Origin of the sequence: Pseudomonas sp. CFSAN084952 (genome assembly GCF_009648855.1) — a bacterium.
Taxonomy (GTDB): Bacteria; Pseudomonadota; Gammaproteobacteria; order Pseudomonadales; family Pseudomonadaceae; genus Aquipseudomonas; species Aquipseudomonas paracarnis.
The window spans coordinates 3,310,110-3,331,829 of sequence record NZ_CP045767.1; the positions used below are offsets into that span (position 1 = coordinate 3,310,110).

General features: G+C 59.2%; 21 protein-coding genes and 1 pseudogene. 5 read left to right on the forward strand and 17 right to left on the reverse strand.

What is annotated here, in order from left to right:
- Positions 1-5 precede the first annotated feature (5 nt).
- The 4 genes from gspG to GH769_RS14710 all read right to left on the reverse strand — a co-directional run bounded on the left by gspG (position 6) and on the right by GH769_RS14710 (position 4,593).
- Positions 6-416, reverse strand: coding sequence for a type II secretion system major pseudopilin GspG (gene gspG, locus GH769_RS14695; RefSeq protein ID WP_019821138.1), 411 nt, complete (start codon positions 414-416; stop codon positions 6-8).
- A 20-nt stretch (positions 417-436) separates the two neighbouring features.
- Positions 437-1,633 (reverse strand): type II secretion system inner membrane protein GspF, encoded by a 1,197-nt coding sequence (gspF, locus tag GH769_RS14700; RefSeq protein WP_032902006.1) that lies wholly within the window; start codon positions 1,631-1,633, stop codon positions 437-439.
- Positions 1,630-3,297 carry a type II secretion system ATPase GspE gene (gene gspE, locus GH769_RS14705; protein WP_230957573.1) on the reverse strand — a complete coding sequence of 556 codons (1,668 nt, stop codon included), beginning with the start codon at positions 3,295-3,297 and terminating at the stop codon, positions 1,630-1,632. The genes gspF and gspE overlap by 4 nt, the downstream gene beginning before the upstream one ends.
- Positions 3,298-3,552: 255 nt before the next feature.
- Positions 3,553-4,593: a LacI family DNA-binding transcriptional regulator gene (locus GH769_RS14710; RefSeq protein ID WP_014719118.1), complete on the reverse strand. Its 1,041-nt coding sequence runs from the start codon at positions 4,591-4,593 to the stop codon at positions 3,553-3,555.
- Positions 4,594-4,790: 197 nt separating this feature from the next.
- Here GH769_RS14710 and GH769_RS14715 point away from each other — a divergent pair, with 197 nt between their 5' ends.
- Together GH769_RS14715 and GH769_RS14720 are read left to right on the forward strand one after the other, a co-directional pair.
- On the forward strand, positions 4,791-6,983 hold the full coding sequence (locus GH769_RS14715; RefSeq protein ID WP_032902007.1) for a TonB-dependent receptor: 2,193 nt from the start codon (positions 4,791-4,793) through the stop codon (positions 6,981-6,983).
- A 1-nt stretch (position 6,984) separates the two neighbouring features.
- Complete coding sequence (locus GH769_RS14720) at positions 6,985-8,316, forward strand: LLM class flavin-dependent oxidoreductase (protein ID WP_014719120.1); 1,332 nt, start codon at positions 6,985-6,987, stop codon at positions 8,314-8,316.
- Positions 8,317-8,356: 40 nt separating this feature from the next.
- On the opposite strand, the gene aqpZ is transcribed toward GH769_RS14720, so the two are convergent.
- Positions 8,357-9,049: an aquaporin Z gene (gene aqpZ, locus GH769_RS14725; RefSeq protein ID WP_014719121.1), complete on the reverse strand. Its 693-nt coding sequence runs from the start codon at positions 9,047-9,049 to the stop codon at positions 8,357-8,359.
- Between the two features lie 542 nt (positions 9,050-9,591).
- Here aqpZ and GH769_RS14730 point away from each other — a divergent pair.
- Together GH769_RS14730 and GH769_RS14735 are read left to right on the forward strand one after the other, a co-directional pair.
- A pseudogene (locus tag GH769_RS14730) lies at positions 9,592-9,966 on the forward strand (integrase); the annotation flags it as partial.
- Between the two features lie 327 nt (positions 9,967-10,293).
- Positions 10,294-10,653 carry a hypothetical protein gene (locus GH769_RS14735; protein ID WP_153649787.1) on the forward strand — a complete coding sequence of 120 codons (360 nt, stop codon included), beginning with the start codon at positions 10,294-10,296 and terminating at the stop codon, positions 10,651-10,653.
- Here GH769_RS14735 and GH769_RS14740 read toward each other — a convergent pair.
- The 9 genes from GH769_RS14740 to GH769_RS14780 form a co-directional block, all read right to left on the reverse strand.
- A complete protein-coding gene (locus GH769_RS14740; RefSeq protein WP_153649788.1) occupies positions 10,634-11,161 on the reverse strand; it encodes a lysis system i-spanin subunit Rz in 528 nt (175 codons plus the stop codon). The genes GH769_RS14735 and GH769_RS14740 overlap by 20 nt on opposite strands.
- Positions 11,161-11,586, reverse strand: a complete 426-nt coding sequence (locus GH769_RS14745; protein WP_153649789.1) for a cell wall hydrolase — start codon at positions 11,584-11,586, stop codon at positions 11,161-11,163. Before GH769_RS14745 ends, GH769_RS14740 begins: the two co-directional genes overlap by 1 nt.
- A gap of 56 nt (positions 11,587-11,642) precedes the next feature.
- Positions 11,643-11,897 carry a hypothetical protein gene (locus GH769_RS14750; protein WP_019816795.1) on the reverse strand — a complete coding sequence of 85 codons (255 nt, stop codon included), beginning with the start codon at positions 11,895-11,897 and terminating at the stop codon, positions 11,643-11,645.
- A gap of 286 nt (positions 11,898-12,183) precedes the next feature.
- A complete protein-coding gene (locus tag GH769_RS14755) occupies positions 12,184-12,714 on the reverse strand; it encodes a hypothetical protein (protein ID WP_153649790.1) in 531 nt (176 codons plus the stop codon).
- A 28-nt stretch (positions 12,715-12,742) separates the two neighbouring features.
- A complete protein-coding gene (locus GH769_RS14760) occupies positions 12,743-13,390 on the reverse strand; it encodes a hypothetical protein (protein WP_032903613.1) in 648 nt (215 codons plus the stop codon).
- 325 nt (positions 13,391-13,715) lie between these two features.
- Positions 13,716-17,537 (reverse strand): phage tail protein, encoded by a 3,822-nt coding sequence (locus GH769_RS14765; RefSeq protein ID WP_153649791.1) that lies wholly within the window; start codon positions 17,535-17,537, stop codon positions 13,716-13,718.
- Positions 17,538-17,596: 59 nt separating this feature from the next.
- Positions 17,597-18,190 (reverse strand): tail assembly protein, encoded by a 594-nt coding sequence (locus tag GH769_RS14770; protein WP_153649792.1) that lies wholly within the window; start codon positions 18,188-18,190, stop codon positions 17,597-17,599.
- 55 nt (positions 18,191-18,245) lie between these two features.
- Positions 18,246-18,668 carry a hypothetical protein gene (locus GH769_RS14775; protein ID WP_153649793.1) on the reverse strand — a complete coding sequence of 141 codons (423 nt, stop codon included), beginning with the start codon at positions 18,666-18,668 and terminating at the stop codon, positions 18,246-18,248.
- 17 nt (positions 18,669-18,685) lie between these two features.
- Positions 18,686-19,276: a hypothetical protein gene (locus tag GH769_RS14780; RefSeq protein WP_153649794.1), complete on the reverse strand. Its 591-nt coding sequence runs from the start codon at positions 19,274-19,276 to the stop codon at positions 18,686-18,688.
- A gap of 476 nt (positions 19,277-19,752) precedes the next feature.
- Here GH769_RS14780 and GH769_RS14785 point away from each other — a divergent pair, with 476 nt between their 5' ends.
- Positions 19,753-20,001, forward strand: a complete 249-nt coding sequence (locus tag GH769_RS14785; RefSeq protein WP_153649795.1) for a hypothetical protein — start codon at positions 19,753-19,755, stop codon at positions 19,999-20,001.
- A 1-nt stretch (position 20,002) separates the two neighbouring features.
- Here GH769_RS14785 and GH769_RS14790 read toward each other — a convergent pair whose 3' ends face one another.
- The 3 genes from GH769_RS14790 to GH769_RS14800 are packed head-to-tail and all read right to left on the reverse strand — an operon-like array spanning position 20,003 to position 21,715.
- Positions 20,003-20,170 carry a hypothetical protein gene (locus tag GH769_RS14790; RefSeq protein ID WP_153649796.1) on the reverse strand — a complete coding sequence of 56 codons (168 nt, stop codon included), beginning with the start codon at positions 20,168-20,170 and terminating at the stop codon, positions 20,003-20,005.
- Positions 20,171-20,204: 34 nt separating this feature from the next.
- Positions 20,205-20,960 carry a C40 family peptidase gene (locus GH769_RS14795; RefSeq protein ID WP_153649797.1) on the reverse strand — a complete coding sequence of 252 codons (756 nt, stop codon included), beginning with the start codon at positions 20,958-20,960 and terminating at the stop codon, positions 20,205-20,207.
- Positions 20,961-20,962: 2 nt separating this feature from the next.
- Positions 20,963-21,715 (reverse strand): phage minor tail protein L, encoded by a 753-nt coding sequence (locus GH769_RS14800; protein WP_153649798.1) that lies wholly within the window; start codon positions 21,713-21,715, stop codon positions 20,963-20,965.
- Positions 21,716-21,720: the final 5 nt, after the last annotated feature.

Consider the following 21,720-nt stretch of genomic DNA (forward strand, 5'->3'; position numbering starts at 1 on the left):
GCGGGTTATTCCCAGTTGCCCAGGTCGGCACTGTAGCCCTCGCCGCCGGGTTGGCCGTCCTGGCCGTAGAAGATCAGGTCGAAGGCGCCGTGCTCACCGGGGAAGCGATAGCCAAACCCGTGGCCGAACGGGTCTTTCAGCTCCGAAGGCTTGGCGTAGGGGCCGGCCCAGTTCGAAGCACTGGCCGGCTTGTCGAGCAGCTGTTGCAGGTTGTTGGGCGGCGCGCCCACGTCCAGGGCGTAGCTGTCGATCTTCATGCTCAAACTGGCCAGTTGCGCCTTGCCCGCGCCGTACTTGCCCTTGTCCACATTGCCACCGACCTGGCGCACCACAATGGTCGCGACAATGCCCAGCAGCACGATCACCGCCAGCATTTCCAAAAGGGTGAAGCCGCCTTGGCGGTGTCGGGTTTTCATCGGTTCTGCTCCTTGAAAGTTCATATATGGCTGGTGAGGCTCATCAGCGGCAGCATGATCGCGAGCATGATCACTGCCACCAGCACCGCCATGACCACGGTCAGGGTCGGCACCATTGCCGCGAGCAAGCGTTCGATGGCGCGCTTGGCCTCGACGTCGAAGATGTCGGCGACCTTGAGCAGCATGCTGTCCAGTTCGCCGGCCTGTTCACCGACTTCGATCATGTGCAGCGCCAGCTCCGGTAGCAGCGGCTGACGGCCGAACGCATCGGCCAGGGTGCCGCCGCCCTTGACCCGTTGCGCTGCCAGCGCCACTTGCGCCTGGAGCGCACGGTTGCTGCAGACTTGCCGGGCGATCACCAGCGCGGGCAGCAGCGCCACGCCATTGCTGAGCAACGTGCCGAGGGTGCGGGCCAGGCGGGCGGCTTGCACCCGTTGCAACAGCGGGCCGATCACGCGGATGCCCAGCAGGTGACGGTCGTAACGCTCACGGCGCAGGGGGTCGCGCAGGCGCGCCGCCAGGATCCACCCACTGATCGACAACCCGGCCAGCACCACCAGGCCATAGGCACCGAGGAACTCGCCGAGCGCCAGGATCACCTGGGTGATCAGTGGAATCGGCACGCCAAGGTCCTGAAAAATCGGCACGAATTGCGGCACCACATAGGCCAGCAACAGCGCCAGGGAACCCAGTACACCCACCACCAGGAACGCCGGGTAGATCAGCGCATTGATCACCTCGCCGCGCAGTAACTGGCTGCGCTCCAGGTAGTCGCTGAGCTGGCGCAAGGTGCCCTCCAGCGCCCCGCCGGCCTCACCGGCGCGCACCATGCTCAGGTACAGCGGGGAAAACGTGCCGCCCTCCTCCTCCAGCGCCGCCGACAGCGGTTTGCCGGCCTTGACCTGGTCGCGAATGCGCTCGATCAAGGCCTGCACCTGAGGATGGCGGGCTTGCTTGAGCAACAGGTTTAAAGCGCGTTCGAGGGGCTGGCCGGCGCCCAGTAGCGTGGCCAATTGCTGGGTGAAACTCACCAGCGCTACGCCCTTCAACTGCCCACGTGCCTGGCGCAACAAGGGGCCGCTGGCCGTTTCGATGTGCAGCAACAACCACCCGCGCTGATGCAAGACGGCGACAGCGGCCGCTTGGTCAATGGCCTGCAACGTGCCGCTCTGGGCCACGCCCTGGCTGTCCAGGGCGCGGAACTTGAACAGGCTCACGCGTCATCTCCGCGGGTGACGCGCAGCACTTCTTCCAGGGAGGTGACACCGGCCAGGGCCTGGCGCAAACCGTCTTCATACAAGGTGCGCAAACCGGCGCGGCGGGCGGCGTGCTCGAGGCTGGCGGCGTCGGCGTGGCCCATCAGCAAGCCACGCAACTCATCGTTCATCACCAACAATTCAGTGAGGGCGCTGCGGCCGTGATAGTCACCGCGGTAAAGCAGGATCGGACGCTGCTCGGTCAGGCGATCCAGGCCATGCTCCTTGATCAATTCCGCTGGGGCCTGGAAGGCTACTCGCGTGGCCGGGTCCAGGCGCCGCACCAGGCGCTGGGCGAGAATACCGCTGACCGTGGAGGCAATCAGGTAGCTTTCCACGCCCATGTCCAGCAAGCGCGTGATACTCGCCGCAGCGCTGTTGGTGTGCAGGGTCGAGAGGACCAGATGGCCAGTGAGTGACGATTGGACGGCAATGCGGCAGGTTTCCAGGTCGCGGATTTCGCCGATCATGATCACGTCCGGGTCCTGGCGCACGATGGCGCGCAGCGCTCCGGCAAAGTCCAGGCCGATGGCCGGCTTGACCTGGATCTGGTTAATCCCTTCAAGCTGATATTCCACCGGGTCTTCCACGGTGATGATCTTGCGTTCAGCGGTATTGAGCTGCGACAACGCGGTATAGAGCGTGGTGGTTTTGCCCGAGCCCGTAGGCCCGGTGACCAACAGGATGCCGTGGGGCCGCGCCAATAGATCCTGGAAGGCCGCCAGGCGCGGGCCATCAAAGCCCAGGCTGGGGAAATCGAATTGCACGGTTTGCCGGTCCAACAGGCGCATCACCACCGACTCGCCGAAGCTGGTGGGCACCGTGGACACCCGCAGATCCAGCGCCTTGCCCTGGATGCGCAGCATGATGCGCCCGTCCTGGGGCAGGCGTCGTTCGGCGATGTCCAGGCGCGCCATTATCTTCACCCGCGAGATCACCGCCGCCGACGAACTGGCAGGCGGTGCTTCGGCGTCGTGCAGCACGCCGTCGATGCGGTAGCGCACCTTGAGTTGGTTTTCGAAGGGTTCGATATGGATATCCGAGGCGCGCTGTTCCACGGCGCGCTGCAGGATCAGATTGACCAGGCGAATCACTGGCGCTTCGGAGGCCATGTCCTTGAGGTGTTCGATGTCTTCCAGCACGCCGCCCTGCTCATCGAGGTTTTCGATCAGGCTGCCCATGGCGGAACGGCCCTGGCCGTAATAGCGCTCGATCAGTGTGTCGACTTCATTACGCGAACCGATGGCCAGCCAGACCGGCACCTCACAGGCATACGCCAGGGCCTGGAACGGATACCACTGCGCCGGGTTGGCGGCCATTACGCGCAACCCGCCCTGATGCCAACCCATCGGCACGACCTGGTAATGACGCATAAAGCGCTCGGTGAGCACGGGAAGCGGGTCGAGCAACGGCGGCGCCGCGTCGGCCAGCAGCAGTGGCGCATTCAGCAAATCGGCCCAGGCGCGAGCCAGTTCGACCTCGGACACCAGGCCCAGGCGCGTGAGCAAACCGAGCAGGTCGCCAGGCTCAGTGGATAAACGCTGGGCGCGTTCCAGATCAGCGATTTTGAGCCCGGCGTGCTGCATCAGCCACGCGCACACCTGGTCGGTATGCGGGATCTGCATTTTGCAAGCATCGATGGGCGCTGACGACATCATTGAGGAATATCTAACGTTGCGAAAAGTATGGCTATTTAGAACTACCGAACAATGCCATTAGTTCGCCATAGCCCAGGCAGGCGTTAGCCGGGTGTATCGACTGGAAGTTATAGCCCTAGTTCCGGACGAGGGGGTAATTAAATACAAAACATTGCCAAATGCACTGATTTAGAGCGTTGACAGCTAATAGCCACTAGTTGCACTTAGCCATAATTAAGTTGTTCAGGTGCTCTCTCGTTCAATTAACTGACAGTGCAAAAGATTCAAGCGCTCAACTTCCTCATCGGTTGCTAATACACCCAGACTTTGCAGGACGCGTGTGGCGGCGAGCACACCGATCTCCAACGCGGGTGGCTGGAGGGTGCTGAGGCTGGGCAACAACATGTGGGCAAACGGGTAATCGCCAAAACCCAATACGGCGCAGTCCTGGGGGATGCTCAGCCCGGCGCGTTGACCGGCCAGCAAACCGCCCGCGGCGAGGTTGTCATTGGCGAAGAAAATCGCGTCGGGCGTGATCGCCTGCCCCATCAGCGCTTCCATGGCTTGCTTGCCGGCTTCGAAGGGCGCACGGTCGGCGTCCGGCACAAAGACCCACGGGTGCACACCCAACTCGGAGAGGGTCGCGGTAAATCCATCGCGCCGCTCCAATGCGCTGAAGTCGCCCACTGCACTGTTTTGTACGAAGGCGATGCGTCGATAGCCTTTGCCATGCAAGTAGCGCGCGGCGGTGACGCCCACTTCATAATGAGAAAACCCCACTTGCAACGGCGCGCGTTCCGGCACGTAGTCCCAGGTTTCGACGATCGGTATATCTGCCTCGGCGATCATCTTCTCGGTGCCAGGGCTGTGAAAGCGGCTGGTCAGCACCAGCGCTGCCGGCGACCAACCGAGAAAAGCGCGCACCGCACTTTCCTCCTGCTCGATGCTGAAATAGCTGGAGGCCAGCAACAGCTGGTAGCCGTGACGACTGAGGGTGTCGCTGAAGCCCTGCAGCGTATTGGCAAAAATCGGCCCCGAGATATTCGGAGTCACCATCGCAACGATTTTGCCGCGCGCGGAGGCCAACCCGCCGGCCACTAGGTTCGGCACATACCCCAACTGCGCAACTACCTGGGCGATACGTTCACGGCGCTCGGGTGACACCTGTTCAGGTTGGTTGAAGTAACGCGACACCGTAATGGCCGACACCCCGGCCTGGCGCGCCACGGTGTTGAGGGTGACGCGGCCGGCGCCCCGGCGCTTGCGCGGTTTTTGTTCGTTCACGGCAAAAACCTCAAAAAGGAATATAAAACTAATTTTTTAGTATTTGACGCTCTAAACCGACGCCTTCAATAATGCCGATGTTAGCGCTAACAAAGCGCACTGTCTGCTACTCGCTCGAGCGAATGCCCAAGACATTTTCAGGCGCTGAAGGTCGCAGAACCGCAGCGGACCAGGGTATTTTTTCGAGCGGGCACAGCATGCATAACTTTCCACGGCACACCCATTTGTTGCTTCTGGCTGGCCTCAGCGCCTTGCCCGTCTGCGGCGCTGTAGCGGCTGACGAACAGGAACCCACGCTCCAATCCGTGACAGTCACCGCTACCCGCCGCGAAGAATCGCTGCAAAAAGTGCCGGTGGCCGTCTCGGTGCTCGATGGCGAGCAACTGGAGCGTGACAATCGCAACGGGGTGGCGAGCATCGCGCAGCAAGTACCGTCGCTGAACTTTCGCACCGGCGCTTCGAACAAGGACACCTCATTGTTCGTGCGCGGCGTGGGCACCATTTCAACCTCGCCGGGCGTTGAGCCAACGGTGGCTACGGTGATCGATGGCGTGGTCTATGCACGCCCCGGCCAGGCCACACTCGACCTGTTGGATTTGGAGCGCATCGAAGTGCTGCGTGGCCCGCAAGGCACGCTGTTCGGCAAGAACGCGTCGGCCGGTGTGCTGAATATCACCAGTAAGGCGCCGACTGCCCAGACCCACGGTTTTATCGACCAGTCGTTCTACAGCGGCCATGAAAGCCGCACGCGCTTTGGCATCGGTGGCAGCCTGGTGCCGGAGGTGCTCAAGGGCTCGATCAGTACTTTGTTCGGCAGCTACGACGGTAACGTCGACAACCGCCACAACGGCCAGGAGGTCAACGGTTACAACCACAAGGGCATTCGCGGCAAGCTGGAATTCACGCCCAACGACGACGTGACACTGACCCTGATCGCCGACTACATGCAATCCCACGACGACGCGCCCAATGGCGTGGTCAGCAAGTCCCTCAGCCCGGCGTTCAGCAATGCCTTGAGACCGGTGCGCGCCTCAAGTGACAACCGCGATATCAACACCGATACCCGCAGCCATGTGGAAGACATTAACAAGGGCTTGTCGGCGCAGTTGGACTGGAATCTGGGTGACTACACCCTCACGTCAATCACCGCCTGGCGCGGCTGGGACAACACTCAATATCAGGATGGCGACCGTCTGGGCACGGTCACCGCCGCGTTCCCCGGCACCGCTGACAAGGGCGACCTGGCGTTCGACCAGTATTCCCAGGAGCTGCGCCTGGCCTCGCCCAAAGGCGAGTTCCTGGAGTACGTCGGCGGTCTGTTCTACATGCATGGCAAGGATGAGGAGACCTATCAGCGTACCCTCACCACCACGACGCGGGTCGATAGAGGCATTGCCGACTACAGCACCACCAGCGACAGCTACGCGGTGTTCGGCGAGACCACGCTCAACTTCACCTCGCGCTTTCGCGGCATCGCCGGGTTGCGTTACACCCATGACGACTTGCAGTACGACCATCGCCGCGTGTCCACCTCTGCCACTACCGTCAGCGGCATTCAACCGGCGACGTCGAGTTCCGGTTCGGTAGACGAGGATGGTTGGTCCGGTCGGCTGGGCGTGCAGTACGACCTCAGCGACAACATCACCAGCTACCTCACCTACTCACGTGGCTACAAAGGCCCGGCCTACAACGTGTTCTTCAACATGCAGCCGCGCGATACCGACGCGCTCAAGCCGGAGACCTCCAATACCTGGGAAGCCGGAATCAAGGCCACGGCCTGGAACAACCGCCTGACCACCAACCTGGCGGTGTTCCACAGTGACTACGACAACTACCAGGCCAACTTTTTTGACACGGTTGCCGGCCAAGTCGTGACGCGCCTGATCAACGCCGGCAGCGTCAGCACCGAAGGCGTCGAGCTCGATTACGCCCTGCAAGCCACTCAGCAACTCAAGCTCTCCGGCGCCCTGGCCTATACCCGAGCGCGCATCGATCAGTTCGCGTGCCCGCCAGGCGCAGCAGCAACCTGCAACGTCAATGGCAAACCACTGCCGTTCAGCCCGGACTGGAAAAGCTACGTGCGCGCCGACTACAGCATCCCTCTGGATAACGGCCTGGATATCGAACTGGGCACTGACTACAGCTGGCAGAGCGAAGTGCAGTACGACATCAGCCAGAACCTCGACACCAAACAAGGCGCCTACGGCCTCTGGAACGCCAGCGTGGCCCTGGCCGACTACACCAATGGCTGGCGCGTGGCGCTGTTGGCGAAGAACCTCGCTGACAAATCCTACTCACCGCTGCTGGCCAGCGGCGGCAACTACATCTACCGCGCCGTGCCTCGTGACGATGAGCGTTACTTCGGCGTGCAACTACGCAAGGATTTCTAGCATGGGCCGTCAACTCAAACTCGGCGCCTTCCTGATGGCTACCGGGCACCACGTGGCCGCCTGGCGCCACCCCGACGTACCGGCGAACGCTGGCCTGGATTTCGCCCACTACAAGCATTTGGCACGGGTGGCGGAAGCGGCGAAATTCGACGCACTGTTCGTGGCCGACAGCATCGCCGCCGCCACCGGCGAGGTCGCCAGCCAGATGGCGCGTTCGGATCATTTCGAGCCGCTCACCCTGCTCTCGGCCCTCAGTGCCGTGACCGAACATATCGGCCTGATCGCCACCGCTACCACCAGCTATAACGAGCCGTACCACGTGGCGCGTAAATTCGCCTCGCTGGATCACCTCTCCGGCGGTCGCGCAGGCTGGAACCTGGTGACCTCGGATAACGCGGCCGAGGCGCTGAATTTCGGTCGCGACGAGCACCTGGGGCATGCCGAACGCTACAGCCGCGCACGGGAATTTCATCAGGTGGTGACGGGGCTGTGGGACAGCTGGGACGACGACGCCTTCGTGCGCGACAAGGCCAGCGGGCGCTATTACGAGCCAAGTAAACGCCATGTGCTGGACCATGTGGGCGAACACTTCCGAGTCAAAGGCCCCCTGAACGTGGCGCGCTCGCCCCAGGGCCAGCCTTTGATCGTGCAGGCTGGTTCCTCGGAAACCGGGCGTGAACTGGCCGCGCAGACCGCCGAAGTGGTGTTTACCGCGCAGACCTCATTGGCCGACGCGCAGGCCTTCTATAGCGACCTCAAAGCTCGCCTGGGCCAATACGGGCGCGAGGCCGACTCGCTGAAAATCATGCCGGGCGTGTTTGTGGTGGTGGGGCAAACCGAAGCCTTGGCCCAGGCCAAATTCGAAGCGTTCCAGGCGCTGGTCGAACCCGAGGTGGGGGTGGCGTTGCTGGGGCGCATGTTGGGTAATTTCGACCTGTCCGGCTACCCCCTGGATGGGCCGCTGCCCGAGTTACCCTTGACCGACAGCGGTCAACGCAGCCGCCAGCAACTGCTGAGTGAACTGGCCCAGCGCGAACACCTGACATTGGCGCAACTGGGCCGACGCATTGCCGGTGGCCGCGGTCATTACAGCGTGATCGGCACGCCGATTCAGATCGCCGATGAACTGCAGCGCTGGTTCGAAGAAGGTGCGGCGGATGGCTTCAATATTCTGGTACCGCACCTGCCGGGCGGGCTGGAGGATTTTGCCCGCCTGGTCATTCCCGAATTACAGCGACGCGGCTTGTTTCGTCGCGAATACACCGGCACCACACTGCGTGAAAACCTTGGTTTGGCGCGCCCGGGCAACCGTTACAAGGCGGCTCGATCATGAAGAACACGGCCAGCTCGCCGAGCAAAGGTGGCCTGAGCGATTACTGTTTTGTCGCCAACACGAACCTGTGCACCAGCCCACCACACACGCCACCGAGCAAAGGCACCACCCAGAACACCCACAACTGGGCTATCGCCCAATCGCCTTGAAACAGTGCCACGCCCGTACTACGCGCCGGGTTAACCGATGTATTGCTCACCGGAATGCTGATCAGGTGAATCAAGACCAGGGCGAACCCGATGGCCAGCGGCGCAAAACCGGCCGGCGCCTTTTTATCGGTAACACCCAGGATAATCAGCAGGAAAAACGCCGTGAGTACAAACTCGGTGACCACCACTGACAGAAACGAGAAGCCACCTGGAGAGTGCTCACCATAACCATTGGTGGCAAACCCCGCCGACACATCAAACCCGGCCTTGCCGCTGGCGATCAGGTACAACACCCCGGCAGCTGCAATCGCGCCCAAGACCTGAGTGAGGATGTAGGGCGCCACGTCCTTGCCGTCAATCCGCCCGGCGGCGAGCAAACCCAGGGTGACCGCGGGATTGAAATGCCCGCCGGAAATATGGCCGACGGCGTAGGCCATGGTTAATACGGTTAAGCCAAATGCCAAGGCCACGCCGACAAAGCCGATGCCCAGCTCAGGGAAGGCGGCAGCCAGAACGGCACTGCCGCAACCGCCCAGTACCAGCCAGAATGTGCCGAAGAACTCGGCGGCTAGACGTTTTGTCATCAGGTAACTCCTTGAAGTTAGGTCAAAGAGTGGGAGCGTAACAACGGGGTACCTGCGTTGGATGTGGGAAATTTCCTTGGTGTGTGGTGATTATGAAAAATGGCGACGGATGCTGGGAAGGGCATTTCTTCCCTGAAAAAGCCCAACCGTCACCGATTGGGCTAATTCATTGAATAATATGGTCGGGACGGAGTGACTCGAACACCCGCCCCCTGGCGCCCCATGCAAGCGGACACCTCTGCTGGTCTCGGTCGTCGACTGGGCGATTTCAACGGAAAAGGCCGCGCTGAGAACAGAGTTGATGCCGATCTGCACGCCCATCCGTATGAACCCGGAGCCGAAAGCAGCCCCGCCCGGTAAAGGCTATGGATTACCTACCAGTCGGGTTGCCTTGAGGCGAAACAATAGCCCGGCGCTGGGCCGGGCTATCGTCATTGCTACCTGCTAAGCCAGCAGGTCTGCGTCCCGCTCCCGCCACAGAGCTTCCAGCTTCGTCAGCCCCATCCCGGTAATCAGCGTCGAGCATGTTGGGATCATGGTTCACCCCGCGCTCAGCCAACCAATGCCGCGCGCCGTTGGTCGACTTTTTCAACCACGCCGCAGCCAAGAGCCTCTGCCCGGACAACCCAGCGGCCAGCACCATCAAACGAGTCGAGAAGAAGCAGCGCAAGCGGCACACCGTTGAGGGCCTGAAGGCTATCAGGGAAAAAGTCGCCTGCCTGGCTACAGAACGCCAATCGGCCTGGCGCTTATCACCGCTCAGCGGCGGACCGACATCCTAGGCATGCGTTTCGAGGGGCAGAAGATCTGCGGGTCATGCGAGCGAGGGCATGACCAAAAAATACCAGCGAGACCATGAGGAAATCATCTGGTCCGAGGCAGTTCCGGACCTGAATATCAGTGAAATCACCAGGTAGTTTTTCGCGGGTTTTGCGCAGGCACAAAAAAGCCGATCTAGCTGATCGGCTTAAGTGTCTGATTTTACTCAGGAATAATGGTCGGGACGGAGTGATTCGAACACTCGACCCCTAGCACCCCATGCACGCAGTACACCTGTAAGACCTTGTTAAGTAGCTGTTTTTATTGGCGCTCGCTGCAATCGACTGCCCACAAGAGCTTACAAGCGCGTGAGAGAGTCACGCAAATGTCACGCACCCTCCCCGGCGTCCTGCCGACGAACACCACTCCCCAAACCTGCAACACCTCGATTACTGTACGCACATACAGTATTTGAGATTCACGCTATGAACGTAGACATGGACACCGACGATTGGCTCGGCTGCCCCACTCCGCTTGAAATGTACCAGCACCAATGCTCAATCCTCGTAGATGAGCTTGTGGAGACCGAGCGCATGCTGCGTCGAGCACGGGCGAATATCGCCGGCCTGGTGCAGATGAACGACCTGCTGATGACCGGAAAGGATCAGGCCGAGACGGCCCTGGAAGGCGCACTATCCCAAGTTGCTGCCTTGAACCTGGAAAACTCAGCCCAGGGCCGCAAGTTAAACGGGTTGGCGATAATCACGGAGCAGAGAGACCACCTTCTCAGGGAAAACCAGCGATTGCTGGCAGAGCTGCGGGCACTCAAGGAGCCACAGACCTGACGTACGCCTGGCAAGCACGCAAGGCGATTATGGCGTTATCCCCGTCATCGGTGATGGCGATAATTCGCTGCGCATGCGCTGGGTCAAGTTGGGCTCGACGGGCTGCATGAACCACGCCGACGGCGCCGGGGGTGGTAGGCACGTTGCAGCTACTGGCTGGATCCTCGGCAAGGAGGACTGACAGCCGGACATCAGCAGTAGCAAGCTGGTCACGCAGGCGAGCCTGGTTGCGCTGGGCATCGGATAATTCCTTGGTGTGTTGTTGGTCCTGGAGCGCGAGCTTTTCCTCGGTGGCCAGGCGCTTATCCAGCTCGTCCGACTGCTGACGCCACGCCTCACCAGTGATTGCATCCAGTTCCTTCTGGTGGTGGGCGCCCTGCTCTGCGATACGCTCAGCCATCTTCTTGCCCAGGCGCCAGTCCTGGACTTGCCACGCCCCGCCAAAGCCGAGGACCAGCGCCAGCAGGATTGCCAGCCCCAGGCCGATCAGCTTCTGTACGGGCGTCATCACGGCACATCCTTGAAGAAAACATGGTGACCAAGGCGCAGCGTCTGCTTGGCCTTCGCCGCCCAGGCCGGGGCCTTGGGCATCGTGGCTGCGTAGTAGTGCGTGGCGCCGCCGGTTGGGTCCGGTACCGCGCCGGACATCACCTGGTCAGCCGCACGCTGGGCTTGGGCGAACTGCGCGGCCGGGATAGGCTTGGCACCGCTCAGGTAGACGTAGTTCGGGTCGTTCTGGTTCCAGCAGCTGAACTGCCAGGGTTTCAGGCAAACGCCGGCGTAATCCTCCCCCCACCAGGACTTGGCCTTTCCATCGAATACGCGGTTGCGGATGGTCCAGGCCACGGCGATCTGTCCGGCCAGTCCTTCGCCGCGGGCCTCACCCCAGAGCGTGCGCGTCAGAATGTCCCGGTCTTTCTCGGATGCGTTCATATTTTCTCCAGGCAATAAAAAACCCGCTCAAGGCGGGTGGCGGTGTACTGCTGGCTTTAGGCGTCTAAGGCGGAAGCGCTCACCGGTAAAGGGAAACGCGCCTTGATCGCGGCCACTGAGGCCAGCCAGGCGGTGTAGTCGGGCTCCAGGCCACGGCTCAACGCGTCGTAGTCGGCTTCCAGCCTGAGCGGGTCGGACTCGGACAGGTAGGCAGCGCGACGCGATGACAGAACGGACTCAAGGGCGGCACGCTCTTCATCCGCATGACGTTGCTCGGCGGTAACCATCTTGCTGAAATCGATATTACTCATAGGGGAAGACTCACATTACCGTTAGGTGGGGCGACGATATCGGCAGGGAAGCAAGCTGAGTTGCTTGCTTCAGGTCCGCACGGAAGGAGCAAGGTTATGATCAGATCTCCGTTGAGCCTCATAACGTCGCCGACGACGAATTCGCAAGCCACAGCAGATGCTGGCAAGACTGCACCTTCAGGAAGTTCTCGGAAGTCGAACCGTTCACCGTTGATTGTCAGCACATCATTGCGCTTACTGACGACCATCTGATCATCCCGACGCTGCGGCGATAATTTGATTATCATTATTTCCACCTCCCTATTGCCAAATAGCGATATTCATAGGAATAAGAAATATTAGTTCCTAGTGTCGTAAAGCTCGGGAACGATGAAGATGCAGACACACCAGTGTTTATGAACGCCCCAATCAAACCATAGTTTTGCTTGGATGAGTATATCTGCGCGCCCTGCCCTGCCGTATAAAAAATCAGAGAATTGGCAATATAAGGCGAGCCTGAAAAAGCGTACGGCATAACTACAGATGGCACCACAGACGCGCCAGGGTTAACGGTCGCAGTTACGATAAACGTGTTAAAGCAAATTAGAGTGCCGTCTGCAAATTTCGTATAGGTTCCGTTTGAGTTTGTTTTTGTCTCGATAATACCGCCGTTCGGAAGGCCGTTTAAATCAGCAACATCAGCGAGAATATTCGACCTCTGATAGAAGTTCTTATATATCTCATCTGTCATGGCGTTGATCTTGACGCCAGCCGTACGAGTGGTATCCCCGCCTACACCAGTAGGGGCCGTACCAAGGTTTATCTCTTGTCTTGCCATGTGCTTGCATCCTTATGATGACTTAAATTTAAACAACCACCTTCCCAAAAACTGCAGCAAGGGAGAAGTAAAATGGGTTCGTCACGGTGGTCACGCTGAATCTTATAAGCCCAGCAGGAAAGTCATATCTAAGTCCCGTTCCACGAGACTCATTATTTCCTGCCATCATCGGCATTCTGGCGTTATTAATCATCAAGTAATCGCCAAGCTCATAACTCAGCGGAACAGAATACCAATTAGTCGGCAATCCTTGGGCGCTATACGTAGTATGCGTGTAAGTCCAATTTTGTAACGATCTGGTAAATACTGCTGCTTGAGTACCAGAATCGAAGATTTGCTTGCCATTGGCATCCCACATTCTTAGCCCGTACGATGCTAAGGGCTTCGACGAAAACGCCCCCACGAAAATATTGCCCGAGTGGACTTGCCCGGACACAACAGTAGCGCCAGTCCAAGCCCCCGCAGAGCCCTCAAGCAGAACACCTAACTGTATAAGCGATCCATTGTCAGGTGGCCTGATGAAAATTAGCGGTGGTTCCTGTGTATCAACCACATTTTGGAATGTGACTGTGACGCCAGCGCTGTAGGTGCCTTTATGAAAAACACATAGCCTTGCGTACTCAGAGTCTAGGGAGATCGCTCCAGCATCGTTAACAACGCTCAAGCCATAGGTCATCACCCCCACCTCGCAACTATTAGCCGCATTGTTGCGGATGAAAAAGACCCAGACGGGCTGCCTTTCAGGAAGTTTCGTGTATAAACCACATCCTGACCCATCTCGCACTCCAACTGTCTATTTTCAGAAACTTGCGAGGTATCGTTATTTATCGGCAAAAAAAAGCATATCGAGTTGCTTGTATTGCAACCCGGCACCGAAAACTCTCGAGTTCCTGCTGGGCCCGACGAATAAGAAACCAGAACAGATAAAACAATCCTGTATGTGGCGACACTCGTATCGAACTCCAGCACCCCCGACGAAGACCAGATCCTTAAGGCAGAACTCATTCGGTTTGATCTCCAAGCTGTAGGCGCTTTACACCGCCCGCATCCCAAAAGCGCAGCGACCGATTTGTCATCATTGATCGTCCTTGACCTGGAGCTACGCCGTTGATTTCGAACGTCCCGTCGAAGAACAGCTTCCATCCAGCCTTTTGCGGGTCGTAGTTGTCCGACTGGATGTAGTTACCGATCTTGGCGTTGGTGATCGTGCCATCCTGGATGAACGCAGCCTTGATGAAGGTCTGCCCACCCGTGACTGCGAACGGCACAGTCCCGGCCTGGCCGATAGCGAACCTGTCGGCGTCGATAATGAACTGCGACTGCAACCCACCGGGACCGTTCTCCAGGCCCAGGCCGATACCCGCGTACTTGTACAAGCCGCTGGCACTTTCGTACTGCATACGCACCGACCAGCTCCCGGTGACCTTGCCGTCGACCGTTTGTATGGCTGTGGCGTTGGTCTGGATTGCGAGCGTATTCCCGCCCACCGTCGTCTGAACGGTGTCGATGCGCTGGCCGAGAGCCTGATCAGCATTCGTCCGAGCAATGATTTCTGCCTGGACCGCCGAGGCATTACTCGCCGTCTGCGCTGTAACGGTGTCGATCCGAGTGGAAAGAGCACCATCCGCATTGATGCGAGCGGTTTGCTCAGACAGCACGGCAGCAGCGTTCGCCGAGGTTTTTACCTCGACCGCATCTGTGCGCTGGCCTTGTACCAAGTCGCCCTCGATCAGCGCGGACTGGGTAGACCAGACACCCACATAGCTTGCCTCCGACCCCATCATCGAACCGCTGTCGCCCTGGAGCGGCGGATTGACCTGCAGATAAATGCCGTCAACCCGCTCTGCCGTAGTGGTCACCTTGCCATCTAGCGTAGTGACCGTGGTCTTGAGCGTGCTCAGGCCGCTGGCCGTCGCAACAACCCCGGTGACAGGATCATTCACTGTGGATTTGACGGCGTTCAATTGCGAAGCCTGGGCGGTAATGTCCTGACCGTGTTGCGTGATCGTCGCGGAATTCTGCTGGACCTGAAGGACCAGAGCGTCAACGGTCTGCACCACCGTACCGATATCAACCCAATAAGTAGCATTTGGGGGCGCCGCGCCCGCAGGTACATCACCCTTTGCCTGATATAAGTGCTGGCCAACTCGGACGATATTGCCAAGGGTATAAGCCTTGGAAGGGACGTACTCAAGCGCGTCGACGATCTGGTCAATCAAACCTTCCAGCTCATCCTTGACCGCTTCGATGCGCCCATTGACCGAGCCAGGGCCATTGCCGTCGATAAGGTTGATGCGCTCATTCAGCAGTTGCCCCAGGGACGTCTCGTCGATCTGCCCTTTGATCTGCTCAAGGATCGGCCCAGCATCCGAGCTGGCCTGGCCCATCACCCCATTCACCACCGGATAGAACGGACCGATGTTGCCGGTACGGTCCACCAGGCGCGCCCAGAAGAACAGCGTGGCGCCCGCCAGCAAGGACTGCATACGGTAGTCGGCCTGCGGATATGCCAGGTCGGCCAGCTTCGTCGCGGCCGGCAGGTCATTCGCCGGGCCATACCAAAGCTCGGTCCGTTGGGTATCCTCGGCACCAGCAGGGAAGCCCCACTTGATGCCAATGCCGAACAGCTCGCTGGTGGTGGTCAGGAACGACACCGCCGGCGGCAGGCCAGTCTTGCCTTCAAGATTGGTCAGACTGGAGTTTTTCCAGATCGATGAGATTTCGAAGGCGCTCACTGCGCGCACCCGGGCCAAGTAGGCCCCGGAGTAGATGCCGGTGACGTCCACGCTCGTCGAACCAGTACGCTGCACCTTGATCCAGTTGCCGTTGTCCTTGCGCCACTCCACGTCATACGCGACGGCGCCGGCAACGGCCGGCCACGAGATGTTCATGGTGCTAATGGCGATGCCCTGGTTCACCGCGTAGCTCGACGTCAATGTGACGCTGGCCGGCGGCGGTACCACGGTGATCGGGATAATACTGATCGGGCGCTCTTCCAGGCGCGCGCCAGTGTCGATGTGCGCAAACTTGCTCGGATCGTACTGAACGGCCGAGATTTCGAACACGCCAGGCTCTGGCCGGGCCACGCTAACCACACGATAAAGCGGGACGGCCAGGTCGTCAGCATCGAGCGCCCACACCAGCTCCGGCTCAGGCACAACGGAATAAGCCACAGTAACCGTAACCTCCCGGCCACTGACCAGTTGCACTGTGCGCCCCTCGCACTTGCCGTCTGGCAGGTTGAGGATCAGCCGGTCGCCCTGCTTGGCCTGGGTGTCGCGATCCAGGGTGATGACCTTGCCGCTCACAGCCGAGATGCGCCCGCCAATGGCGCGGCCAGCCAACAGCTCGTCAGCAATCGGGATCACGTAGCCAGGCAGCGGAATACGACCATCCAAACCAACCTTGAAGGTTACGGCCCGGTCCTTGGAGTTGGTCAGCAGCGCCCACTTACCGCGGCGCTGGGCCTCCGATTCGCGGGTGCAGCCGATAGCGCTGATCTCCAGAGGGTTATCGCCGTAGCGCCGCTGCAGCTTCTGGTCAGTCACTGCGGTGACGTCGGTGTCGTAGTTGTTCAGCGGGTTGTCGTAGCTGACCAGCGCTCGGGTGTAGCGTGTGCGCTCGGATGCGCTGGAATAAGTGAACTTGCCATCAATGACATTTGCGCGGGTGTAGGCAAAGTCGAAGTCGGTGGCGCGCGGCATATCCGAGAGAGTAAACACCTGGCCCTGGGCCCAGTAGGTCATGCCTCGGTAGATCGCCGAGATGTCACGCAGCAGCGACCAAGCGTCAGCCTTGCTCTGCAGGTTCAAGTTGCAGATGAAGCGCGGCTCCTGGCCACCCTTTCCGTCCGGCACCAGTTGGTCGCAGTATTGCGAGATTCGGTACAGCTCCCATTTGTCTACCATCCACGGCTTGATACGACGGCCAAGGCCAAAGCGGTCAGCGGTGGTGATGTCGTAGGTCATCCAGACAGGGTTGTCGGTCCAGGCCTGCTTGAACGTGCCGTCCCAAACACCGGAGTAAGTGCGTGACACAGGATCGTAGTTGCTCGGCACCTGCATCTTCTTCAGCTTAGTCTCGACCGTGACGGCCGGGATGCTTCGGAACTGCTCGGCGGAGAACTCGATGTAGAGCAGCGCCGTGTTTGGGTAGCGGATCTTCGCGTCGATCACCTCGGTAAATCCGGCGATCTGCATGGTGTCCGAGATTTTGTTGTTGTTCTGGTTGGGCGTGATGCGGGTGATGCGCATCAGCCAGCCGGTCGTGGCTTTGGGTAAGTCGAAACGGCGCGTGCGCTCGTACACGCTGGTGGTCTTGCCATCGACAGCTTCGCTCAGCACCTGCTGGTAGGCGCCGCCATCCGTGGCCAGCTCAACCTTGTATTCGATCCGGTACCCATTGATGTTGCCCCCGGCATCCACGGACTGGAGCGCAGGCCAGGCGAAGCGCACACGCACGGCGGAAAGCTGGGTGTTATTGATCGCCCTGACCCAAGGTGTACCGCTGCGCAGCTCGGTGCTGATGGTGGTCTCGTTCTCGACCGACGGGATCCCCTGGATATAGGTCTGGTCCACGGCCCCGGTGCGCCACTCCCACTTCACGTTCGGGAAATTCATGTTCCCCTGGGGGTCTTGCAGCGGAGTGTTATCGAGGTAGATATCCCTGGCCGTTGGCGTCCCTTCGAATTCACCCTCGCCCACGGCGATCAGCATTTTGGCGACAGCAACCGAGCGCAGACTGTCTGGGGCTTCTGTCGGCGTTTTTGGCTTCTCTTCGCCACCCTTGGCGCCGTGGATGTCGATCTTGCTGTCGTCGCCCATCTTTTTCTCCAAGCAATAAAAAACCGCCTCGGGGGCGGCTGCGTTGCTGCGAATGTCGGTTACATCTGGTCTTCAGCGTAGATCGCGGCGCTGATGATTGCCCCGCCCACCCGGCGCTTGCCGTAGCAAAGCGGTACCGGGTTACCCGACGCCGTGGTGTTCTTCGCGCTGCCGAAGGCGTAGCCGGGTGTGTTCTCGGGTGCGGCGTTGGTCTTGAGTCCGCCAGCCTGGGGGCTGAGCATTTGGATTACGCCGCCAGCGACAAGCCCGATACCTGCGCCTATGAGCGGAGTACCGAAAGGCGTTGCCGAGAAAATAACACCCACAACAATCAAGATCGCGCCGACGATGGTTTGAAGAATACCGCCGCGCTTGCTGCCTACGATCACAGGCGCAATACGGATGTCTCCGGCGCCGTTGTAGCTCAGTTCCTTCTCCCCGATATTGCGTTTATCGCGAAACACAGCGAACTCGAGCCCGCGCGACTTGGCATTCGACAGAAACCGCTCGAATCCAGGGATCTGCACGCATAGTGCTTTGATCGCCTCCGCCGGCGATTTCACCGCAAGCCTGAAGAACTTTCCGAACTGACGGAGTTGACCGTGCAGGCGAATCGTTGTCATAGGTTGATAGTTGATCGCCATTGTCTGCATCACTTTCTCCGGGCAATAAAAAACCGCCCGGAGGCGGCTTCGAAGTTTTCTTGGTTCAGTTGTAATCGACATAAGGGCCAATGTAGAAACCGGCCATATCGCCGCTAATGCGGTACAGGCTTTCCTTGTCAGGCTTCACCGTCGCTGCGATGGTTCGAATTGCTGCGCCTGCGCACAGGCCTGAGCCCGCTAGGCCAGCGCCGAGATTGGGCGATCCCGGCGGAAGGTAAAATGTAGCCCGCTGACCAGTACCTATTTTTGCAGCCCTGCGGCCGTCGACATAAACAACAATATCGCAACCAGAGCCGACCGCGCCCGAGTCGCGAACCACGGTGATTTTTCCACTCTCGCCAACGGGTTTAGCCTGGAAGGCATAGACCTCGTCCGACGGAACCGGCTTCGCATCCCGCACCGAAATCGCCGATGAGGCGCATCCCGCCAACATCGCCACCGCTACCGCTGCTATCAAAATCCGCATGCCATATTCCTGGTTGCTTATTGGAAAGAGCCGTAAACGTAACGGTTATTAGAAGGCTCGTCCTTAGGATAAGCGTCCCGCCAATCTTTCGTGTAAGAGGAAAAGCTCGATATCTTTGTGATCTTCCAACCACTCTTCGTGTCTTGCCGCTCCAACACATACTGGAAGGGCTCGCCATCCTCTTTACTTTTCTTGGCCTCGGCATCAAGCACTGCACCATCCTCAGGAGGTGTTGCATTCTTAATATGGGCAGTTACGACCGCGCGCGTATCAGACTGAACCTCTACTTTCGTAATTTGCCGATCAAAGACCAACGGCGTTTTTTCACACTCTCCTTTGCCAATCATCTCGCCCTCGGCCAGCTGTGAAAGCTTTCCAAAGTAAGGTTCCGCAAGCTTCAAATTGTTCTTGCAAACCTCGATCCGTATGGTTGCTGATGCATCCTTAACCCGCCACCAAGACTTCACGGTCACGTCGGGCGAATTGTTCGCCGCCTCAATAGTGCCTACCGCACTTACAGCCTCGGCAAGGCCGCCCTCTGCCTGCCCTTTGTCAAAACAACCTGCTAGTGCCAAGGCTGTCACGCCGACAAGTATTAAACGCTGCATCCCGAATCTCCTTGTGAATGAGGGCAATCTACCATCACAAGCCGAACACAGCCAAAATCTACGAGTCCTGTCCAGGCATCCAGCGTGGATGGAATACCAGTGGATGAAGGCGAGGGTTTGATAGTAGCTTTCGGCCACCAACTCTCACGACAGGAAGTTTATTTTGAGCAGACAGTATCAAATGCCCTCGGACGAGAAACGAGCTCTTGAGGAAGCTGTAGCGAACAAATTCCCCGGTAAATCAGCCTCATATAGCCTTTCTGGTAAAGATCCATGGCAAGGAAAAATCAGCTATTCCGATACCTCAGGGTCACACATTGTAATTTTTAAATTCTTTATGCGAGGCCACACCGGCGGCCCAGTACTGATGATTGAGCGCGACGAGAACGATTGAAAAGGATTCCCTAGTCCTACGCCTGCGAGCCCAAGGACTGGGATAGCGCCAATATCGGCGCGTTTATGACCTGGAGGTCAATGTGAGTAGCGAATACAACGTAGAAACGGTTGATGCGGTATACCAATTGACGAATGCCGTCTTGGCGCTCACCAACGTACTTGCACAAGTAGAGCCCGAACTCACCAAGGGGTACCTGGCGATTGCAATTGAAGGCTCGCGTCAGGGAGGTCACGGCGATGGGCTGGTGAAGGAGATATTCCAGAAGGCGTTCCCCGGCCAGACAATTCCACAGGCTCGCCCGCTCTCAGAGTTCACACCCAAAAAGTAACTCAGCACTTTTGAATGATTTTTGCTGACTGGATGGTTGCGTCTTTTACTGCCTGCTCGGAAATAAAGATGCTTCCATCTTCAGTCAATATCCACGCCGGCTTTCCATCGCTGGTATTTCTTTTGCAAATAACTTCGCCAAACTTGGCTTGATCACCTTCCTGTCTCATAGCACTCTCCTGCGGCCATGCCGCGTCATGTTGGTTATTTTGCGTCTTTGTGCCTGAGGATCAGGCGCGTCCGGTCGTGCCAGGGCCCGCCATAGACGATGATCTCGGATGGCCTTCCATACAGGTGGTGCAGCAGGAAAGGCCCGGGGCCAAACGTGCCCGACTCTTCACCTGGTAGCGCCGGATCGGTGCCCAGGTATATGCCTGCGTGGTTAGGGTGCACCGTACGCCCAACCTGCATAACGATCATGTCACCGCGCTGAGGAATGTCTACGCGCAGGAAGCCGGCAGCCCCGTAATGCTGTTCGTAAAGACTGGCGTTCTCCGCGCGCTCCCACCAGCCGTCCACGCGCTGGAACGCTTCGAACTCAAGCCCCCACTCGCGCAGATACCAATCTGCACATACCTGCCAACAGTCCCAGGCGCCGTGCACAAACGGGCGCTTGAGCAGCGGTGTGTTGCCGGTCGGCGTGATCGTTCGCAGGTCGCCCTCGGGCCAACTCAGAATATGCCAAGGCAGCGCCGTGGCCTCGCACATGGCCAAGTCATGCGGTGACGGCCGGCTGGTGGCGTCCGGGTGTGAATGAACGATGCCGATCACCTCTCCAAAGTCTTCCGCCGCGGCATAGTCCTCTGGATCAAGCCTGAACTCTTCGTTCGGCTCCGTGGCGATGTTCCGGCACGGGAAGTACTTCTGTGCGCGCCCGACTGCCAGTAGCAGGCCGCAGCACTCTTTCGGGTACTCGGTGGCAGCGTGCGCCTGGATGGCTGCGATGATGTGCTTGCGCATGCTCAACTCCTGGCGATCAAGCTGACGGCGGGGAATCCACCAAAACTGAGCTCGTTGCTCTCGCCAAAGTGCAACTTGCAGGACGACAGGCAGCCCTTGCACTGGTCAAGTGCCGGGTCATCTGTGGGATTGTCCTCGTCGTCGAACATGGCCGCGCCGGTGTAGCCGCAATCTGGCCCCCGGTAACCATTGGTCATGGCCCAGTGGCAGAACGTCGTCATTTGCCGGCCGGGCAGACCGTGGTTATCGATCTCGCCCGGTGAGGACAGCTCCCAGACCACCGCCTCGCCGTCTTCGCTGGTTTTCTGGTCGATGTACCAGATCTCCAGCGCCTCCTGAGTCGGATCTGCAGTTGGGTTACCGTCGGGGAAGTTCGCCGCATCCAGGTACTGCGCCAGAGTCTCGCGCACCGTCAGCTTGAACTTCAGCAGGTCCTCGAAGGCCAGGCACAGGGCAGTCAATCGGCCATTGATATTGCCGGCGGCGAATGTCGGTCGAGAGGCCGTGCCGTCGCTGCTGGAGCTTATGCCTTCTATCTGCACCGGCCAGGCCGCGTACTCGGCGCCCTGCCACCAAATCGACTTGGCCGGCAAATCCGCTTCAGAGCCTTCATAGGCCAGCAGTTCATCGGGCGTGTGAGGGATGGAGTGGCCGTGAAAGCGCAGGTAATCCGCGCCGTACTCGGTCCCGTCAATTTCGAACAGGCGAATTTCGCCGCCGGGCTCCAGCTTCTGGATGTCCGTGATCAGTGCCATGGGTA

Excerpts from the sequence above, each read along its gene's own strand:
- gspG (WP_019821138.1), bottom strand. The coding sequence starts at position 416 with ATGAAAACCCGACACCGCCAAGGCGGCTTCACCCTTTTGGAAATGCTG.
- gspE (WP_230957573.1), bottom strand. The coding sequence starts at position 3,297 with ATGCAGATCCCGCATACCGACCAGGTGTGCGCGTGGCTGATGCAGCAC.
- GH769_RS14715 (WP_032902007.1), top strand. The coding sequence starts at position 4,791 with ATGCATAACTTTCCACGGCACACCCATTTGTTGCTTCTGGCTGGCCTC.
- GH769_RS14720 (WP_014719120.1), top strand. The coding sequence starts at position 6,985 with ATGGGCCGTCAACTCAAACTCGGCGCCTTCCTGATGGCTACCGGGCAC.
- aqpZ (WP_014719121.1), bottom strand. The coding sequence starts at position 9,049 with ATGACAAAACGTCTAGCCGCCGAGTTCTTCGGCACATTCTGGCTGGTA.
- GH769_RS14735 (WP_153649787.1), top strand. The coding sequence starts at position 10,294 with ATGAACGTAGACATGGACACCGACGATTGGCTCGGCTGCCCCACTCCG.
- GH769_RS14740 (WP_153649788.1), bottom strand. The coding sequence starts at position 11,161 with ATGACGCCCGTACAGAAGCTGATCGGCCTGGGGCTGGCAATCCTGCTG.
- GH769_RS14745 (WP_153649789.1), bottom strand. The coding sequence starts at position 11,586 with ATGAACGCATCCGAGAAAGACCGGGACATTCTGACGCGCACGCTCTGG.
- GH769_RS14750 (WP_019816795.1), bottom strand. The coding sequence starts at position 11,897 with ATGAGTAATATCGATTTCAGCAAGATGGTTACCGCCGAGCAACGTCAT.
- GH769_RS14755 (WP_153649790.1), bottom strand. The coding sequence starts at position 12,714 with ATGGCAAGACAAGAGATAAACCTTGGTACGGCCCCTACTGGTGTAGGC.
- GH769_RS14760 (WP_032903613.1), bottom strand. The coding sequence starts at position 13,390 with ATGACCTATGGCTTGAGCGTTGTTAACGATGCTGGAGCGATCTCCCTA.
- GH769_RS14765 (WP_153649791.1), bottom strand. The coding sequence starts at position 17,537 with ATGGGCGACGACAGCAAGATCGACATCCACGGCGCCAAGGGTGGCGAA.
- GH769_RS14770 (WP_153649792.1), bottom strand. The coding sequence starts at position 18,190 with ATGCAGACAATGGCGATCAACTATCAACCTATGACAACGATTCGCCTG.
- GH769_RS14775 (WP_153649793.1), bottom strand. The coding sequence starts at position 18,668 with ATGCGGATTTTGATAGCAGCGGTAGCGGTGGCGATGTTGGCGGGATGC.
- GH769_RS14780 (WP_153649794.1), bottom strand. The coding sequence starts at position 19,276 with ATGCAGCGTTTAATACTTGTCGGCGTGACAGCCTTGGCACTAGCAGGT.
- GH769_RS14790 (WP_153649796.1), bottom strand. The coding sequence starts at position 20,170 with ATGAGACAGGAAGGTGATCAAGCCAAGTTTGGCGAAGTTATTTGCAAA.
- GH769_RS14795 (WP_153649797.1), bottom strand. The coding sequence starts at position 20,960 with ATGCGCAAGCACATCATCGCAGCCATCCAGGCGCACGCTGCCACCGAG.
- GH769_RS14800 (WP_153649798.1), bottom strand. The coding sequence starts at position 21,715 with ATGGCACTGATCACGGACATCCAGAAGCTGGAGCCCGGCGGCGAAATT.